Annotated in this window: 20 protein-coding genes; 11 read left to right on the forward strand and 9 right to left on the reverse strand. The window is 61.5% G+C overall.

Annotated features, from left to right (window positions below):
- Positions 1–19 precede the first annotated feature (19 nt).
- The 6 genes from BEN48_RS12515 to BEN48_RS12540 all read right to left on the reverse strand — a co-directional run bounded on the left by BEN48_RS12515 (position 20) and on the right by BEN48_RS12540 (position 4,520).
- Positions 20–856 (reverse strand): CvfB family protein, encoded by an 837-nt coding sequence (locus BEN48_RS12515; RefSeq protein ID WP_070735273.1) that lies wholly within the window; start codon positions 854–856, stop codon positions 20–22.
- A gap of 79 nt (positions 857–935) precedes the next feature.
- Entirely contained in the window at positions 936–1,997 is a 1,062-nt protein-coding gene (locus BEN48_RS12520) for an ArsO family NAD(P)H-dependent flavin-containing monooxygenase (RefSeq protein ID WP_070735274.1), read from the reverse strand.
- A gap of 18 nt (positions 1,998–2,015) precedes the next feature.
- A complete protein-coding gene (locus BEN48_RS12525; RefSeq protein ID WP_070735275.1) occupies positions 2,016–2,441 on the reverse strand; it encodes an arsenate reductase ArsC in 426 nt (141 codons plus the stop codon).
- Positions 2,442–2,505: 64 nt separating this feature from the next.
- The gene (gene arsB / locus BEN48_RS12530) at positions 2,506–3,615 is read right to left on the reverse strand and encodes an ACR3 family arsenite efflux transporter (protein WP_317043707.1); all 1,110 of its coding nucleotides are present in this window, start codon (positions 3,613–3,615) and stop codon (positions 2,506–2,508) included.
- An 86-nt stretch (positions 3,616–3,701) separates the two neighbouring features.
- Complete coding sequence (locus BEN48_RS12535) at positions 3,702–4,157, reverse strand: DUF6428 family protein (protein WP_070735276.1); 456 nt, start codon at positions 4,155–4,157, stop codon at positions 3,702–3,704.
- A 27-nt stretch (positions 4,158–4,184) separates the two neighbouring features.
- A complete protein-coding gene (locus BEN48_RS12540) occupies positions 4,185–4,520 on the reverse strand; it encodes an ArsR/SmtB family transcription factor (RefSeq protein ID WP_070735277.1) in 336 nt (111 codons plus the stop codon).
- A 409-nt stretch (positions 4,521–4,929) separates the two neighbouring features.
- Between BEN48_RS12540 and BEN48_RS12545 the strand changes: the two genes are divergently transcribed.
- Positions 4,930–5,373, forward strand: coding sequence for an energy transducer TonB (locus BEN48_RS12545; protein ID WP_070735278.1), 444 nt, complete (start codon positions 4,930–4,932; stop codon positions 5,371–5,373).
- Between the two features lie 240 nt (positions 5,374–5,613).
- On the opposite strand, the gene BEN48_RS12550 is transcribed toward BEN48_RS12545, so the two are convergent.
- The gene (locus BEN48_RS12550) at positions 5,614–7,575 is read right to left on the reverse strand and encodes a BamA/TamA family outer membrane protein (RefSeq protein WP_083321039.1); all 1,962 of its coding nucleotides are present in this window, start codon (positions 7,573–7,575) and stop codon (positions 5,614–5,616) included.
- A 1-nt stretch (position 7,576) separates the two neighbouring features.
- On the opposite strand from BEN48_RS12550, the gene BEN48_RS18805 reads away from it, so the two are divergent.
- The 6 genes from BEN48_RS18805 to rfbD all read left to right on the forward strand — a co-directional run bounded on the left by BEN48_RS18805 (position 7,577) and on the right by rfbD (position 11,846).
- Positions 7,577–7,768 (forward strand): hypothetical protein, encoded by a 192-nt coding sequence (locus tag BEN48_RS18805; RefSeq protein WP_125932622.1) that lies wholly within the window; start codon positions 7,577–7,579, stop codon positions 7,766–7,768.
- 60 nt (positions 7,769–7,828) lie between these two features.
- Positions 7,829–9,097: a putative DNA modification/repair radical SAM protein gene (locus tag BEN48_RS12555; RefSeq protein ID WP_070735279.1), complete on the forward strand. Its 1,269-nt coding sequence runs from the start codon at positions 7,829–7,831 to the stop codon at positions 9,095–9,097.
- Positions 9,098–9,105: 8 nt separating this feature from the next.
- Positions 9,106–9,375 carry a hypothetical protein gene (locus tag BEN48_RS12560; RefSeq protein ID WP_070735280.1) on the forward strand — a complete coding sequence of 90 codons (270 nt, stop codon included), beginning with the start codon at positions 9,106–9,108 and terminating at the stop codon, positions 9,373–9,375.
- An 83-nt stretch (positions 9,376–9,458) separates the two neighbouring features.
- Positions 9,459–9,956, forward strand: coding sequence for a GNAT family N-acetyltransferase (locus tag BEN48_RS12565; protein WP_206599858.1), 498 nt, complete (start codon positions 9,459–9,461; stop codon positions 9,954–9,956).
- 57 nt (positions 9,957–10,013) lie between these two features.
- A complete protein-coding gene (locus BEN48_RS12570; protein ID WP_193408677.1) occupies positions 10,014–10,955 on the forward strand; it encodes a TIGR03915 family putative DNA repair protein in 942 nt (313 codons plus the stop codon).
- Positions 10,956–10,982: 27 nt separating this feature from the next.
- The gene (rfbD, locus tag BEN48_RS12575) at positions 10,983–11,846 is read left to right on the forward strand and encodes a dTDP-4-dehydrorhamnose reductase (protein WP_070735283.1); all 864 of its coding nucleotides are present in this window, start codon (positions 10,983–10,985) and stop codon (positions 11,844–11,846) included.
- An 8-nt stretch (positions 11,847–11,854) separates the two neighbouring features.
- Here rfbD and BEN48_RS12580 read toward each other — a convergent pair whose 3' ends face one another.
- A complete protein-coding gene (locus BEN48_RS12580; RefSeq protein ID WP_083321040.1) occupies positions 11,855–13,066 on the reverse strand; it encodes an MFS transporter in 1,212 nt (403 codons plus the stop codon).
- A gap of 168 nt (positions 13,067–13,234) precedes the next feature.
- On the opposite strand from BEN48_RS12580, the gene BEN48_RS12585 reads away from it, so the two are divergent.
- A complete protein-coding gene (locus BEN48_RS12585; protein ID WP_070735284.1) occupies positions 13,235–13,756 on the forward strand; it encodes a GreA/GreB family elongation factor in 522 nt (173 codons plus the stop codon).
- Positions 13,757–13,776: 20 nt separating this feature from the next.
- On the opposite strand, the gene BEN48_RS12590 is transcribed toward BEN48_RS12585, so the two are convergent.
- Positions 13,777–14,703, reverse strand: coding sequence for an AraC family transcriptional regulator (locus BEN48_RS12590; protein ID WP_070735285.1), 927 nt, complete (start codon positions 14,701–14,703; stop codon positions 13,777–13,779).
- Between the two features lie 268 nt (positions 14,704–14,971).
- Between BEN48_RS12590 and BEN48_RS12595 the strand changes: the two genes are divergently transcribed.
- From BEN48_RS12595 to BEN48_RS12605, 3 genes are all read left to right on the forward strand, one after another.
- Positions 14,972–16,501 (forward strand): aldehyde dehydrogenase family protein, encoded by a 1,530-nt coding sequence (locus tag BEN48_RS12595; RefSeq protein ID WP_070735286.1) that lies wholly within the window; start codon positions 14,972–14,974, stop codon positions 16,499–16,501.
- A 117-nt stretch (positions 16,502–16,618) separates the two neighbouring features.
- Positions 16,619–17,089: a hypothetical protein gene (locus tag BEN48_RS12600; protein WP_125932623.1), complete on the forward strand. Its 471-nt coding sequence runs from the start codon at positions 16,619–16,621 to the stop codon at positions 17,087–17,089.
- 72 nt (positions 17,090–17,161) lie between these two features.
- Entirely contained in the window at positions 17,162–17,563 is a 402-nt protein-coding gene (locus tag BEN48_RS12605) for a DUF779 domain-containing protein (protein ID WP_070735288.1), read from the forward strand.
- Positions 17,564–17,615 lie beyond the last annotated feature (52 nt).

A 17,615-nucleotide genomic window follows, 5' to 3' on the forward strand; every position in this document is an offset into this window, starting at 1 on the left:
GGAGGGGAGTTGTATCGGGCTACTTCAGCATCGTGGCTTCCGGCTCCAGCACCACCAGGCCCTGCCGGAACAACGCGCCCAGCGCCTTCTTGAATACCTTTTTGCTCATGCCCACGCGGCGGTACACGTCTTCGGCCAGGCTTTTGTCGCCAAGGGGCAGGCGGCCGCCGGGGGCGGCCTGAATGGCTTTCAGCAGCGTGTCCGTGGCCGATTCTACTTCGCCGTAGCCATCCTTTTGCAGGCGCACATCGAGCTTGCCGTCTTCGCGCACCAGGCGCAGGAAGCCGGGCAGCTGCTCGCCCACGCGCAGGGGCCGAAACACTTCATTGTGAAACAGCAGCCCCTGGTGGGTGCCATTCACGATGACGGGGTACCCCAGTTCGGTTTCGTCGGCCACGAGCAGGCGCACGGCGTCGCCGGGTTCACCAGCGAAGGGCGCGTTGGTCAGAAACTGCTTCCATTTGGTGGACGCCACCAGCCGGTCGCTCTCCTCATCCAGGTACACGTACACAAACACCCGCTCGCCGATGCGCAGGTCGCGGCGCTGATTGCGGTAGGGCAGGAGCAGGTCTTTTTCGAGGCCCCATTCGAGGAAGGCGCCGGCCGGGCCATGGTCGCGCACGGTGAGGGCGGCGTAGGAATTGACCAGCGCGAGCGGCCGCAAGTTGGTGGCAATGAGGCGGTCTTCGGAGTCGCGGTACACAAACACGCGCAGCACATCGCCCACGCGGGTGCCGGGCTCCACGTACTTATTAGGCAGCAGCAGGTCGCCGTCGTCGGAAGTGAGGTACAGGCCGACGCTGGTTTCGCGGGCTACTTCGAGGTCGTTGTAATCGCCGAGGAGGAGGCTGGCCATCGGGTGAGGTTGAATAGGGTGGAGGGCAAAGGTCGGCCCGGAACCGGGAATCCCACCTATGCCCGGGTTCTGCGCGAACTTACCCCAGCGGCTGCACTTCCAAAAACGCCCGTACTTCCTCTACCGTGGCGCGGGCCGAGCGCCCCACGCCGATGAGCGTGGCCGAGGCAAAGCCCGTCCAGCTGCCGTAGCCCACCAGCCACAGCCCCGCCACGGCCGTAGCGCGGGTGCCCACGGTGGCCACGCGGCCATCGGGCTCCACCACGCCCAGGTTTTCCAGAAAAGACAACGCCGGCCGGAAGCCCGTGCACCAAATCACGGCATCAAAATCTTCGGCGCGGCCGTCGGGCCACACCACGCCGGTGGGGGTGAGGCAGGCAAACGGCCGCACGCTGTGCAGCACGCCGCGGGCCCGAGCTTCTTTCACGGTCTCCACCATCACCACATCGCCCAGGGTGGGTGGCCGGGTGGTGGTTTCGCCCGCGTGGTAGCGCTGCGTGGCCTGTGTGAAGAGCACCCGACCGTCCACGTCATTGGGCAGGAAGCGCGGCTCGCGCTCCGTGACCCAGGTCGTGGCCGCCACCTGCGACACCTCGGCCAACACCTGGGCGCCGGAATTGCCTCCGCCCACCACCAGCACCCGCTGGCCCGCAAAAGACTCCGGGTTAGTGTAGGCACCGGAGTGCACCTGCCGGCCCGTGAATGCCGCCCGGCCGGGGTAGTCGGGGATAAACGGCCGCGCCCAGGAGCCCGTGGCGCACACCAAGGCCCGGCACGTCCACTGCCCAGCCGAGGTGGTGACCACGAAGCCGGCGGGCGTGGCCGCCACCTGCTGCACCTGCACCGGCCGCTGCACCGGCAGCGCGTAGCGGCGCTCGTACTCGGTGAGGTAGTCCACCACCTGCTGCCGGGTGGGGTAGCCGCCATCGGGCGGGCGGGGCATGAGCCAGCCGGGCAGGGAGCTGGCATCGGCCGGCGAGAACAGCCGCAGCGAGTCCCAGGCGTGCGGCCACGCGCCACCGGGTGTGGTAGCGGCATCCAGCATGACAAAGGCCCGCCCGGCCCGCCGCAGGTAGTAGCCCACGGCCAGCCCGCTTTGCCCGGCCCCGATAACCAGCACATCGGTGGTGAAAACCTCCATGGTGTTTGGCGGGCAGCTTCAGCTAAAATACTGGCGCTGAAAATTCTGGGCGTAAGCCTTCACCTGGTCGCGCACGGCCCGGAACTGCGCCATGACTTCGGCCTCGGTGCCGGTGGCTTTGGCGGGGTCTGGGAAGTTGTGGTGCAGCTGCGTGGCGCTGGACGGGAACACCGGGCAGGCCTCGCGGGCATTGTCGCACACCGTGATAACGTAGTCGAACGGCACGGCGGCGTATTCGTCCACGTGGTTGCTGGTGTGGTGCGCAATGTCCAAGCCGTCTTCCTGCATCACGGCCACGGCTCTGGGGTTTACGCCGTGCGTTTCGATGCCGGCGCTGTACACCGTGGCTTTATCGCCCAACAGTTGGGCCAGGTAGCCGTGCATCAGCTGGCTGCGGCAGGAGTTGCCAGTGCAGAGCACCAGCACGTTTTTGGGGTCAGACATGAAAATGAAAAAAGAAGATTGACAGGGATAGCACGGAGTGAAAGTAAGGGAGTGGCAGACCCGTTTATACCGGCTGCGCCACGCTGCGCCCGCCGTACCAGCGCCGCCGCAGCCAGAACGCCACGTTTACCAGCGCAATGAGGGCCGGCACCTCAATCAGCGGGCCGATGACGCCGGCAAAGGCCTGACCCGAGTTCAGCCCAAACACGCCGATGGCCACGGCAATGGCCAGCTCAAAGTTGTTGCCGGTGGCCGTGAAAGCAATAGACGCATTCTCGGCGTAATCGGCCCCCAGCCATTTGCCAGCGGCGAAACTGATGAAAAACATCAGGCCGAAATACAGCGCCAGCGGCAGCGCAATGCGCAATACATCCAGCGGAATGCGCACAATGAGCTCCCCTTTCAGGCTAAACATCACCACAATGGTGAGCAGCAGGGCAATCAGCGTAATCGGCCCGATGGCGGGCAGGAACACGCCCTCGTACCAGGCATCGCCCTTCAGCCGCCGCAGCACCAGCCGCGACAGAAACCCGGCCGCAAACGGAATGCCCAGGTACACCAGCACGCTCTGCGCAATGGCCCCAATGCCAATGTTCACCGCGTAGCCTTTCAGCCCGAAGTAGGGCGGCAGCACGCTGATGAACAGCCAGGCCAGCACACTATAGAACAGGACCTGGAAAATGGAGTTGAGCGCCACCAGGCCGGCGGCGTATTCCCGGCTGCCATCGGCCAGGTCGTTCCACACCAGCACCATGGCAATGCAGCGGGCAATGCCAATGAGAATCAGCCCCACCATGTACTCCGGCTTGTCGGGCAGCAGCCAGATGGCCAGAAAAAACATCAGCAGCGGCCCTACTATCCAGTTGAGAAAAAGCGACAGCCCAATGATGCGCGTGTTCTTGAAAACCCGCGGCAGCTGCTCGTACTTCACCTTGGCTAGCGGCGGGTACATCATCAGGATGAGGCCCAGGGCCAGGGGCACGTTCACGGTGCCCACCGAAAAGTAGTTCACTGCCTGCTCCATGCCGGGCACGAAATAGCCCAGGCCCACGCCCAGCGCCATGGCCAGAAATATCCACAGGGTAAGGCCGCGGTCGAGTCCCGACAGCTTCTTTTGCGCCAGAGCCGTGGGCACCGGCGCGGGCCGTGAGGCCGGGGAATTGATGATTGACAAGGGAGGCAGGGTATTCAGGACTTGAAAGGAGAGGAAACGGCCGGCCGGGGCGGCGCCACGCCACGCGCCGCCGACCTCAGCGCAGCTTAGCAGCAACCGCCGCCGGGCGTGCAGGCCACCTGCAACTGAGGCAGCACCGCAAAGGCATCTGGAATGCCGCAGGCATCCTGGGCCAGGCAAGCCGTTTGCTTGGCGGTTAGGCTGAAATCCTGGCCATCGAAGGCCAAGCCGAACTTGCCGATGGTGGCCTGCTGGTACTCCACCTCAATGTCCAGGTCCTCGTGGCCCAGGATTTTCTCCGACAGGTTGAGAATGTGCAGAAATTTCTCGGGCGCGAGCCGGTGGTCGTAGTCGCCGGCTTCCCACAGCTGGAAGTTGGCCACGGTTTCGCGGCGCTCCACCCCGCCGCAGTCAATAAAATGCTTCGTGACCAGTCCCACTTCCGTCACGTGGAAATGGGCCGGGAGGTAGCGGCCATCGGGCAGCTTAAAGTTGATGGCCGTGAGTCCCGCCAGGGACTGCTTCAGTTCAGTGATTTTCATGTTTTCTGGGTTTTAAAGAGGAATTGTTCAGCAGGCGCAGGCCGCAGCGGGTTCGGGCAAATCGGCCAGCAGGCCGCTCAACAGGTGGCGGGCACGTGCCCAGCCGGCCCGGTCAATGCAGTAGCACACCCGCGGGCCGTCTACTTCGCCCTGCACCAGTCCGGCGGCTTTCAGCTCCTTCAGGTGCTGCGACACGGTGCTTTGGGCAATGGGCAGCTCCGTTACCAGCTCGCCGCACACGCAGGACTGCCGTTGCGCCAGCAGCTGCAGAATGGCTATGCGCGCCGGGTGCCCCAAGGCTTTGGCAATGACAGCCAGCTGCTGCTCGCTGCTGGTAAACTGGTCTCGTTTATGCAAGGCCATAGAAGTGTATTTCGTTTATCGTCGATTAACGATTGCAAAGGTAGCAGCCATATTCAATTGAGCAGTTTGATTCTTTATGATATTGTTATTATGCAATAAATAATAGAAAAAATCAGTAGGTCAAACAACGGTATAAGTGCAAAAGCATCAAAAGTATGATGTTGCAAAATGCGTTTCTGTCCTATATATTGCATCATCATCTACGCCGAACGGGCTAAAAGGTGGTTTTATGGTGCTATTAGTCTATTCCGTCTTATTATTTGGCTATTCCATCGAAAAGACAATTTGTGTAAATCCGATAAGCAGACATACTCGTTATTAAATTATCAGAGTATTCTGCTCGTTTATTTCTGATTCATTCACGTAATCCCCTACTGCCGTGCTTAAATCTTTACGCTTTCAAGCCCTAGTGGCTTTCGCTCTCTTCACCGGGGCTACTGCTCACAGCCAGACGCTGGCGCAAGCCGGCAACGAGAATGCCTTGCCTGCTGCTCAGCGCACGTCGGTGCCAGCCAAGCCGTTGGTTTATCCCGATTCGGTGTACATCAACCCGGAGGTTCGGCCCCAGTTCACTGGCGGCGACAAAGCGTTTGCCGCGTATCTGAGCAAATCCATCCGCTATCCAAAGCAGGCCTTGCAGCGCAACATCTCCGGCCGCGTATTTGTCAATTTCGTGCTGAACGCCGAAGGCAAGGTACAGGACGCCCACGTGGTGAGCGGCCCCGGCAACGGCCTGAACGACGAAGCCCTGCGCCTCGTGTGGCTGATGCCCCCGTGGCAGCCCGCCCGTGTCAACGGCCTGCCCGTGCGCGTGGCCTGCACCGTGCCCATCTCCTTCAATTCCCAGCGCTAGTCGAAAAATGGAGTTGCCCGTTTACTTTTAAACGGTTAACTACGTAGCAGACATATAGAAAGCCGTCGGGGGGTGCGGAGAAACCAGGTGCTGTGTGCCTGGTTCCTCCGCCACCCCCGACGGCTTTTCAAGTGCTCACGCAAAAATAACCGTAGCAAAAAAGGCGGTCATGCTTCGGCTGCGCTCAGCATGACGTTTTAAATGCAGTACGCTTACTGCTACACGAGTATTTAGCAGGTTTTACTGGTAAAGGCCCGTGCCGGGCTGGCCCAGGCCAAAGTCGGTGAAAGTCACCGTCTCGCGGTTCGTCTCAAACAGGCGTATTCCGTTGGCGGCGGTAATGCCGCGCGGGTAGTAGCCCACCAGTATCTGGAAGGTGCGCAGGGCCGTGAACTCGTTGCGAAACCGCAGGCCCAGGCCAAACCCGGTGTAAGGCGAGCCCGAGAAGGGCGTGCCCCCGCGGGGGCGCTCACTCACCCAGGCGGCATCGGCAAAGGCCACGCCCGCCAGCCGGAAGCCCAGCAGCGAGAGCGGCGTAAACAGCGTGGTTTCGTAGTTCACCACAAAGCGGCTGGTGGCCTGAATGGGCTGGCCCGGCGAAAAGCCCCGCAGGCCCCGCTCGTTGGTGATGCCCTGCAGGAACTCGCCCGGCCGGCGGTTGAGCCCCACGGTGGCCTTGCTGCCCAGGAAGTGCCGGTACTGCCAGTTGCCCCGGTTGTAGAGCTTGGTGAAGGAAGTAAGCTCGGTGGAGAGTATGCCCTGCTCCCAACGGCGCGAGGAGTTCATCAGCTGATAGCCGCCCACGCCCACGGCCCCGTAGAGATAGCCGCTGCGCGTGCTGAAGCCCGCCGCCGCCAAGCGCACGTCCATGTAGCGGCGCGGCACCGCGCGGTTGAACTCGTAGCCGGCCGTGAAGCTGAGTAGCGTACCCGTGGGCACGTCTTCGGTACGGCCAAAGCCGAACAGGTACCGGTCCTTATAATAGCGGCGCACGGAGTAGCCCACCGTGCCCAGCACCGTGGTGCCGTTCTGGAAATCGGTAGCGGAAATGGGCACGCCCGGTTCGGGCTGCGGCACCGCGCGGTAGTTGGTATTGAACACCCGCCCCGAGACGATGATGCGGCCGGGGTTTTCGTAGCCCAGGTCGTAGGAGCGCAGCCGCAGGGCCCGGCCCACCCAGGCGTCCTGCACGGAGTAGCGCAGCGGGTAGTACACGTAGGGCTCGCCGGGTGCCGGGATTTGCAGGGCCACGTTTTGGTTGAAGGTATTGACACTTATGGAACCGGCGTAGCGGACGCTGGGCGAGTAGAAGTCGCGGCGCAGCGTGAGGCCGCCCCCGCGGTAGTTGTACTCGTTGCGGTAGCGGGCCTGGGCGAAGATGAAGTGCCGGAAGGGCGCCGTGTAACTGCCCTCGTACGCCCACTGCTGGGGCTCCTGGTCGGTGCCGCTCTTCAGGCCGCGGCCGTAGCGGTAGGAGTTTTTGAGCTGGTGGCCCAGGCCCAGAAAATTCTGGTCGCCGAGGGTGATGCGCCCCGCCGTGGCCGACCCCAGCTCGAACCCGCCGGAGGTGCTGAACACGTCGGTGGTGAGCACCTCAATGTCCACGCTGTCGCGCGTGGTGGTGGTTTCGTTCACCAGCACGCGGGCGTCGAGCAGCTCAGGCGTTTGGCGCAGCAGGCGTTCCGACTCCGACAGTGCCTGGGGCTCCAGCGGCTGGCCGGGCCGGAACAGCAGCACCTGCCGCACCCGCGAGCGCGCCGTTTTGATGTGGAACGCGTTGCCCGACTTATCCAGGAAAGAGCGCGGCACCTTGGTGGAGTCGGTGAGGCTATAGCCGAAGGCGTCCAGGGTGCGGATGTTCACGCGCCGCACTATTTTGAAATTGTGGGCGTCGAACTGCCGGTCCAGCAGCACGGCATCGAGGCCAGCGCGCTCTTCCTGGCGTTTGGTGAAGTTGAAGAGGGCCGAAACGGCCCGCCCGGCCAGGGTTTTGCGCCGCGAGTAGGCCTTCAGCCGGTTCAGCATCCGCTCCTCGTCGAAGCGCTGGCGCAGGGAGTCGGCCCGGTGGGGCAGAATTTCTCGGCTGGCCCGCAACGAGTCGGGCGGCACCGCCGAGCGCGGGTCGAACGCCTGCGCCTGCGCCGGCCGCACCCCCAGCCGGAGCAGCACCAGAACCAACAAAATACAAAAGCGAAAGCTCATAATGGGGCGCAACGCTGCAAATTACGAAAAGGAGCCTGCAGCCCATGCGCGCCTTTGCAAGCGCCCGCCAGCCCGCCAGGAACAGGCTCAGTCCCACGCCGGTGCAGAACAAGCTGACTTTGCTAAAGAACGGGAAATGACAGTCCGCTTATTTTTTGATAAAAAGAAACTATTACCAAAAAAATTAGCTTAAGTAATAGCGCCTAATAGGCGGCTGTATATTACTTTTAAGCCCGAAAGCAAGCCACTTCGCATGAACGAGCGCATTCAAGAGAAACTAAGCATATTAGCTGATGCCGCAAAATACGATGCGTCGTGCAGCAGCAGCGGTGGCAAGCGCAAAAACGAGAGCAAAGGCCTGGGCAATGCCGAGGGCATGGGCATCTGCCACAGCTACACCGAAGACGGCCGCTGCGTGAGCCTGCTGAAGATTCTGCTCACTAACCACTGCATTTTTGACTGCGCCTATTGCGTCTCGCGCCGCTCCAACGACGTGAAGCGTGCTGCCTTCACCGTGGACGAAGTGGTGGACCTGACCATCAACTTCTACCGTCGCAACTACATCGAAGGGCTGTTCCTGAGCTCCGGTATTTTCAGCAGCCCCGATTATACCATGGAGCGCCTCGTGCGCATCGTGAAGAAGCTGCGCACCGAGCACAATTTCAACGGCTACATCCATGTCAAAACCATTCCCGGCGCGAGCGAGGAGCTCATTGCCGAAGCTGGCCTGTACGCCGACCGTCTTAGCGTGAACATCGAGCTGCCTTCGGAGCTGGCCCTGACCACGCTGGCCCCGGAGAAGAATTACCAGGAAATCCTGACGCCGATGGCCCAGATTCGGGACGGTATTATTCAGAATAAGGAGGAGAAGGCGCTGTTCAAGAAAGTGCCCGGTTTTGCCACGGCCGGCCAAAGTACGCAGCTCATCGTGGGCGCCAGCGGCGAAACCGACCTGGAAATCATCAAGCTCACCGACTCGCTGTACACGGGCTACGGCCTGAAGCGGGTGTACTACTCCGGCTACATTCCCGTGACCGACGACGCCCGCCTGCCGCAGGTGACGCAGCCGCCCGTTATCCGGGAGCATCGCCTGTACCAGACTGATTGGTTGATGCGCTTCTACGGCTTCCAGGCCGACGAAATCCTCGACCCGGCCCACCCGCACCTCGACCTGGAAATTGACCCCAAGCTGGCCTGGGCCCTGCGCAACCGCCACGTGTTTCCGGTGGACGTGAACACGGCCGAGTACGAAATGATACTGCGCATTCCCGGCGTGGGGGCCCGCTCGGCCAAGCGCATTGTGGCCGCCCGCCGCTTTGCCTCACTCAACATGGAAACCCTGCGCCAGCTGGGCGTGGTGCTCAAGCGCGCCAAGTACTTCCTCACCTGCCAGGGCGAGCACCGGGCCATCATCGGCGAGCTGAGCGAGCAGCAGGTTCGCCGCCAGATTCTGTTCGGGGGCGCTTCGGTGCGCTCGGCGCTGGTCACGCAGCAGCTGGATTTATTCGCTCAAGCCTCTTAAAAGCCGCCATGAACTACGACGCTCACTTCCCGCAAGGCCGGCCCAAGGCACAAACCAGCAGCCTGGGCGGCGCGCAAAACGACATTTTATTCTCGGTTATGAAAATCATCCATCGCCAAAACGTGCCAATGCCTGTCGTCGCACCCTCTGACAAAGTCACGCGCCTCTCGTGCTGCTGCCGCATCAGCGAGCTGGTGCCGCTGGTGCGCCAGTTGCACGACGATGCCCGCGCCCGCGCTTTGGCCCAGATGAGCACGGAAACGCAGCAGGCGGCATAAGGGGCCGCCCGGCTGGTAGCCTTTCAGCAAAATCCAGGTGGATACCTTCGCTGAAAAAATGCTCTATGGTTAGGCTTAGCCCTTTGCAACGGGAAGACGTTGCGCACTTCTATAAATGGATTGCCGACCCGGAGGTTATTGAGTTTTCGATGTCGGTTTTTCAGTCCATGAGCACGCCCCAGCAGGTAGATGCCTGGTTTGTGGCCACCTTGCAGGACGCAAAAAGCCTCAATTTGGGCATCTACGCCACGGATACTAACGAGCTGATTGGCTACGCCGGGCTGTCGGGCGTCTCCACTACCAATCAATCGGGTGAATACTTTATTCTGATTGGTGAAAAAGCCTTTTGGGGTAAGGGAATCGGCACTGCAGTAACCAAAGAAGTAGTAGCCATCGGCTTCACCACGCTCGGCCTCAACCGGATTATGCTCACCGTTTCGGAGCCGAACACGGGCGGCTTGAAAGCGTATGCTAAGGCTGGTTTTAGGGTGGAGGGCCGCCTGCGGCAGGCCTGCCTTCGGCGGGGTTCGTTCCACGATAAAATCGTGATGTCCATGTTGAAATCAGAATGGCAGCAGTGATTTTTGCCGTAGTAAAATCCGGTTAGCCTCGCTTTATTACTTCAACTTTTATTGCCCTTGCGACCCGTACGCCGCCCGCCTTCCGCCCCTGGTGTCACGCCCGCTCGCCGGGCTGGTGCCCCCGAGCTCACCGCGCCACCCCGCGACTATACCTACGATGGCACGTTTGAGGGCTTGCTCACGGTGATTTTTACGGTGTACGACTGGCGGGCGGCGCCCAACAGCATTCAACCCGAGGCCACGGCCCAGACCGGCCTGTTTGCCCAGCCCGCCCACCGCGAAACCGACGAAGCCCTGGCCACCCGCGTGTGGGAAGGGCTGCTGAAGACGATGGATGCCGAGGCCCGCGCCCGTCTCTACCACGTGTTTCTGAGCGAAGACGCCGAGCGGGAGCTGCTCATTTTCCGGTACGTGGACCTGGCCCTGCGCTCCGGCCGCGATATTTCGGAGAACTATGCCAATGCCGACGTGCGCCGCATCCAGCGCCTGGCCCAGCAGATGTTCCGCGAGAAGCACCGCATGGAAGCCTTCGTGCGCTTCGAAAAAACCACCGACGAGCTGTTTCACGCCACCATCGAGCCCGACTTCGACGTGCTGCCGCTCATCGCCGCGCACTTCACCAAGCGCTACGCCGACCAGCGCTGGCTGATTTACGACAGTCGCCGCCATTACGGCCTGTACTACGACCTGACCCGCACCGATGTGGTGCGCTTCGAACCAGATAAGCCGCAGAAGTCCTCCGACCTTTCCGCCACGGTGCTCGATGAGCGCGAGCCTCTGTTTAAGCTGCTCTGGCAGTCGTATTTCGACCACGTGAACATCCCGGAGCGCAAGAACCTGAAGCTGCACCGCCGCCACATGCCCCTGCGCTACTGGAAATACCTGAGCGAGAAACAGCCACGCGAAGTGCGCTTCGAGCCCATCAAAAACAAGCAGGTGATTGTGGGCAAGGAAGTGTCGGCGGGCCTGAAACTATTGCCGCCGCCGGAACAACCCTAACTTTGGCGCTTCATTTAAGGCTTGGCAATGCGTACGACACTGATTTTTGGGGCCTCCGGGCAATTGGGGCAGTGCCTGGCGCACGTAGCGCAGGAAAGAGGCACGTCCGGCTTGGTGTTTCTGTCTGAGGCGCAGGGCAATATTCTTGACACGGAGGGTCTGGCAGCGCTTTTTGCCCAGCACCGCCCGGCCTATGCCATCAACTGCGCCGCCTACACGGCCGTGGATAAGGCGGAAGATGAAGTAGAGCTGGCCCGCAAAATCAACCGCGACGGTGTGGAAAATCTGGCCCGCTTATGTGGCGACTACGGTACCGTGCTCATTCAGATTTCCACTGATTTCGTGTTTGCCGGTAATGGTAACCTGCCGCTGCTCGAAACCGATGCCACCGAGCCCATCAGCGTGTACGGCCTCACCAAGCTGGAAGGCGAGCAGGTGATAGCGGCCCACACCGACCGGTTTTTCATCCTGCGCACCAGTTGGCTGTACTCTGAATACGCCAATAACTTCGTGAAAACCATGCTGAAGTTTGGACGCGAGCGCGAGGAGCTGCGCGTTATCTGGGACCAGGTGGGTACGCCTACTTACGCCATCGATTTGGCGGGCTGCATCCTCACCATCATCGAAACCCAGAACCAGCAGTTTGGCCTCTACCATTACAGCAACGAAGGCCTCACGTCGTGGTACGATTTCGCGGTGGCCATTTTCGAATTGGGCGGTCTGCCTACACGCACCGTGGCCATTCGCACGGCCGAATACCCCACCAAGGCCACCCGCCCCATGTATTCGGTGATGGACAAGACCAAGGCCAAAGCCCAGCTTGGCGTGGCCATTCCGCACTGGCAGGCAAGCCTGCGCACGTGCATGGAGCGGCTGGCTGCCGCGCAGTAGCGGGGGGACTATTCCCGGCCGTAAAACCGATTCGCGCAGTAGGCAAGCGCCACCAGGCCCAGGCCCACGGCGCACACGCCGGGCCACTGGAAATGGTCCCAGGCGAAGCCGCCCAGGAAGGAGCCGGCCGAAGCCCCGATGAAGCAGGCCGTCATGTACACGGTGTTGAGGCGGCTGCGTGCTTCGGGGAGCAGGCTGAACACGCGGGTCTGGTTGGAAATGTGGGCCATCTGCTGGCCCACGTCCACAATAAGTACGCCCACGATGAGGCCCGCCAGGTGGTAGCCGCCGAAGCCCAGCAGCAGGAAGCCGCCCAGAAACAGCAGAATGCCCAGCGTGAGGGCGTAGTCCGGCCCCTTGCGGTCGGCCGATTTGCCGGCGAAGGAAGCCGCGAAGGCCCCGGCCGCGCCCACCAGGCCAAAGAGGCCGGCCGCGTCGCTGTGGTAATGGTAGGCGTCGCTTTCCAGAAAGAAGACCAGCGTGGTCCAGAACGCGCTGAAGCCCCCGAACAGGCAGGCCCCCACCAGCGCCGAGCGGCGCAGCACCGGCAGCTGCCGGGCCAGGGTGCCCAGGGAACGGAGCAGGCTGCCGTAGCTGCCCGCGTAGTGCGACTGGTTGCGCGGCAGCATCCGGGCCAGCACCAGGGTGAGCAGCACCATGAGCGCAGCCCCCACCCAGTACATGGCGCGCCAGCCGAAATGCAGCCCCACGTAGCCGCTGATGGTGCGCGAGAGCAGAATGCCAATCAGCAGCCCGCTCATCACCTTGCCCACTACCCGGCCCCGCTGCTCCTCCGAAGCCAGCGAGGCTGCCATGGGAATCAGCAATTGAGGTACCGACGAGAACACCCCAGCCAGCAGGCTGGCCACTACCAGCAGCGCGAAGCTGGGCGCGTAAGCAGCCCCGGCCATGCAAACGGCGGCGCACAGCAGCAGCATCAGGGTGAGGCCCTTGCGTTCCCGTTTGTCGCCGAGGGGCACCACCAGCAGCAGGCCCAGCGTGTAACCCACCTGCGTCACGGTGGCCACCAAGCTCACGCGGCTCTCGGAAAGCCCAAACGTGCGGCCAATTTCGCCCAGCAGCGGCTGGTTGTAATAAAGGTTGGCCACCACCAGGCCGCAGGTGATGGCCATGAGCCAGACCAGGGCCTTGCTGAGCGGCGGCGATACCGCATGGATTGGTAGGGTGGGAAGACGCGTATCAAAAGCGGTACTGGGCATGGAAGGAAACGGCGGCACGGTGGCCAGGGCACAAAGCCCCTTCAACAGCGTGATGCTGCCGATGGTTGCGCCCCGCGCAGCTTACTGCGACTCTGGATAACTGGGGCCGGCTGCACAGGGCCGCACGCACCCCGGCAACCCGCCTCATGTGCCTGCGTTCAACCATCCATGAGCCGAGGATTTACCAAAGAGGACGATGCCCAGACGCCGCCCATCATTCCGCCCCGCGCGGCGCTGCCGCCCGGCACGCCCAACTACGTGACGCCTCACGGCTTGGAGCTGCTGCGCGCCGAGCTTATCGCTCTGGAAGCCGAGCGCGCCCTGGCCGAAGCCAACCACGACAACGACACCGACCGCACCCACCAGCTGTCTTTCTGCAACGGCCGCATTGCCCTGCTTGCCGAGCGGCTGGGCAGCGCCAAACCCGTGGACCCCGCCGGGCAGCCGCCCAAGGAAGTGCGCTTTGGGGCCACCGTCACGCTGCGCACGGTACGCGGCGGCAGGGTGGGGCAGGAGCGAACGTTCACCATTGTGGGGGTGGATGAAGCGGATATTACCGCCGGCAAAGTCGCCTTTGTGGCGCCCATTGCGCGGGCCGTGCAGGGCCAGAAGCTGAAAAAGCAAGTGCCGCTGAAGCTGGGGCCAACCGAGGAAATTGTGGAAATCACGGCCATCGAATACGCGGTGTAAGAACGCGCCGAGGCGCGTTCTTACACCAGTTGCTTCCTATAGGCGCCTGGCGTCACGCCTTCGTGCTTCTTGAACAAAGCCTGGAAGTAGGAGAGGTTGTTGAACCCCGCCCGCAGGCACACGTCGGCTACGCTGGCCAAGGGGTGGCGCAGCAGGCGCTTGGCCTCGCCCAGCCGCTCCCGGATGATGAACTCGACGGGTGTAATGCCGAACTCGCGCTTGAAGACGCGGAAGAACGTGGCCTTGCTCATGCAGGCCAGAGCGCTGAGTTTATCGATGGATAATTTCTCGGACAGGTGCTGCTTGATGTAGTCCACCACGGCCGCGAAACGGTGCGTGGTAACGTAGCGGGCGTAGTCGTGGAAAATGAGCTGGCGGGCCTGTGTCTGCATCAGGCGCACCAGCAATTCCTGCATGGTGAAGCCGGCCAGCACGTCCTTGTTGGCGTGGGATGTGCGCGACACGGCCACCAGCCGGCTCAGCGTGTCGGTCAGCTCGGGGGTGTTGGTGAGGTGGGCGTAGTCGGGCTGCTGCAGGGACCACGGCTGGTGGGCTTCGGCGCGGGGGTAGCGCTCGTTGAGCAGGTCCAGGGTGTGGCGGATGGTATCGGGCGCAATGGCCACGGCCAGGCACTGAGTGGGCTGGCAGAGGCAGGCCTCGGGGAAGTCAATTTCCATCAGCCCCTCTTTCTCCACCACCACCGACTCGCCAGGGAGGTAGTCGAAGGCGGCGCGGCCGGGCAGGTGCATCACCTTTTTGCCGCGCAGCATGGTGGTCAGGGCCAAACCCTCGAGGCGCAGACGGACGCGGTGGGCGGCTTGGTGGGTTTCGAACACGTTCAGCTCAAAGCCATCGAGGGCGTACACGGTGCGGTTTTCGACGAGGCTGTGCAGGCGCTCGGGGGCGAGCGGGGCAATGGCAGCGGACAGGTGCAGGCGGGACGGCATGGGTGGGATGAGATTGGTGAACAAACGAAAGAAGAACGTCATGCCGAGCGCAGCCGAGGCATCTCGCTCGCATTGTCTAACGATGGATTACTGCGGCACGCGAGATGCCTCGGCTGCGCTCGGCATGACGGGCCCTGTTATTCAAGCCGCTCCACAAGTTGCGATTATTCCCGCACACTTTAAGACAATACCACAACCCGTGAAAAGGTTATTCAGAGACCTTTACCATCTGACATTCCCACTCAACCTTTACTTTTTTAACAACGTCATGGCTGAAACTCTCGAAGCAACCTCCACCGTGGTAGCACGTCCCAAATTCAAGTCCCATTATGACAATTTCATCGGCGGCAAATGGGTGGCCCCCGTCAAGGGCCAGTACTTTGAAAATCCCTCGCCCATCGACGGCAAAGCCTTTTGCAAAGTAGCCCGCAGCACCAAAGAAGACATTGAGCTGGCCCTGGACGCCGCTCACGAAGCCTTCAAAACCTGGAGCAAGGCCTCGCCCACCACGCGCAGCAACGTGCTGCTGAAAATTGCCGACATCATGGAGGCCAACCTGGCCCACCTGGCAGCTGTGGAAACCGTGGAAAACGGCAAGGCCATCCGCGAAACCATGGCGGCCGACCTGCCGCTGGCCATCGACCACTTCCGCTACTTCGCGGGCGTGATTCGGGCCGAAGAAGGCTCGGCCACGGAGCTGAACGAAACCACGCTCTCGCTTGTGATTCAGGAGCCGCTGGGCGTGGTGGGCCAGATTATCCCCTGGAACTTCCCGCTGCTGATGGCCACCTGGAAGATTGCGCCCGCCCTGGCCGCCGGCTGCTGCGTGGTGGTGAAGCCCGCCGAGCAAACCCCGGCCAGCATCATGGTGCTCATGGAGCTGCTGCAGGACGTGATTCCGCCCGGCGTGCTCAACGTCGTGAACGGCTTCGGCCTGGAAGCCGGCAAGCCCCTGGCCAGCAACAAGCGTGTAAACAAAGTGGCCTTTACCGGCGAAACCACCACCGGTCGCCTCATCCTGCAGTATGCTGCCGAAAACATCATTCCCGTGACCATGGAGCTGGGCGGAAAGTCGCCGAACGTCTTTTGCAAGAGCGTGATGGACCACGACGACGACTTCCTCGACAAGTGCATCGAAGGCGCCGTCATGTTTGCCCTCAACCAGGGCGAAATCTGCACCTGCCCCTCGCGGATGCTGGTGCACGAAGACATCTACGACGAGTTTATCACCCGCGTCATTGAGCGCGTGAAAGCCATTAAGCTCGGCAATCCCATGGACCCCGCTACGATGATGGGTGCCCAGGCCAGCAACGACCAATTTGAGAAAATCCTGAGCTACCTGGAAATCGGCAAGGCCGAAGGCGCTGAGGTGTTGGTGGGTGGTGAAGCCTACTCGCAGCAAGACGGCACGCTAGCCGAGGGCTACTACATCCAGCCTACCATCTTCCGCGGACACAACAAAATGCGGATTTTCCAGGAGGAAATATTCGGCCCGGTGCTGTCCGTGACGACCTTCAAAGACAACGACGAGGCCATTGAAATGGCCAACGACACGCTCTACGGCCTCGGCGCCGGCCTCTGGAGCCGCGATGCCCACGAGCTCTACACAATGCCCCGCGCCATTCAGGCCGGCCGCGTGTGGGTGAACTGCTACCACGACTACCCCGCCGGCGCGCCCTTCGGCGGCTACAAAGCGTCGGGGTTTGGCCGCGAAAATCACAAGATGATGCTCGCCCACTACCGCCAGACCAAAAACATGCTCATCAGCTACAGCAAGCAGAAATTGGGCTTCTTTTAAGCCGTTGGGCGGAATCGTCGCTAAAAAAGAACGTCATGCTGAGCGCAGCCGAAGCATCTCTACCGCAATAGTAACTTTAGTCGGTTGCGCGGTAGAGATGCTTCGGCTGCGCTCGGCATGACGTTCTGGTTTGGTCAGGATGAAAGCCTAATGCCTCGGCTAAGTAGCGGTCCGTCTGATTTTTGCGTAGATTCAACTATTCCCGTTTTTAACAGTTTGACTACCATGCAAACAAAAAACAGCTGGTTACTCGCCTTGAGTGTCGTGTTCATTTCGCTAGAAGCCCACGGCCAGAAGCTGCCAGTGCCTGGTACAAATAACCCGGATTGGGTACTGCGCGAGATACCTCCACGGCACGGCATGCCAACCCTGCGGGTATATGCACTGCCCCAGCCCGGCCGGCCCCTACAGGTAGACCAGCGCAATGCCGAGACAGGAGCCATTACGCGGCTTACCGACCCGGCCCACGGCCTTTTTTACGACCTTGAAAACAGCACAATAAAAGACCAGCGCGATGGCAAGCGGTATTTTTTTTATCGCAAAGGCCGCGCACCCAAGGCACTTCGTTCCGAAATCAGGTTTTTGTAAGCAGCGGTTTCCTGCAGTGGCCCATCGGCTGAGAATGGAGCTCACTCATTCAGCTATTTACCCATTGAAAACATGTCAACTCCAAGAGTCCTCGTTACCACTGCTGCCGAAGCCACCATTGACCTGCTGCGCGACGAAAATGGCCCGCTCATGTTCCACCAAAGCGGCGGGTGCTGCGACGGCTCCTCGCCCATGTGCTTCCAGAAAGGGGAGTTCCGCATCGGCGGCAACGACGTGTGGCTGGGCCAGATTCACGGCTGCGACTTCTTTATGAGCACCAGCCAGTTCGAGTATTGGCAGCACACCCAGCTCACCGTGGACGTGACCAAGGGCCGGGGCGCCAGCTTCTCGCTGGAAATACCGCTGGGCGTGCGGTTTCTGATTCGCTCGCGGCTGTTCACCGAGGAAGAAGCCAAGGATATGCTGCCGGTGCGGGAAGGCGAGGAGTACCTGGAAGACCAGGCCGCAGAGTAGGTTCCGACTTTAGGATACCCAGAACGGTCATGCTGAGCTTGCCGAAGCATCT

It is taken from the genome of Hymenobacter glacialis (assembly GCF_001816165.1).
In the GTDB taxonomy this organism is placed as follows: Bacteria; Bacteroidota; Bacteroidia; order Cytophagales; family Hymenobacteraceae; genus Hymenobacter; species Hymenobacter glacialis.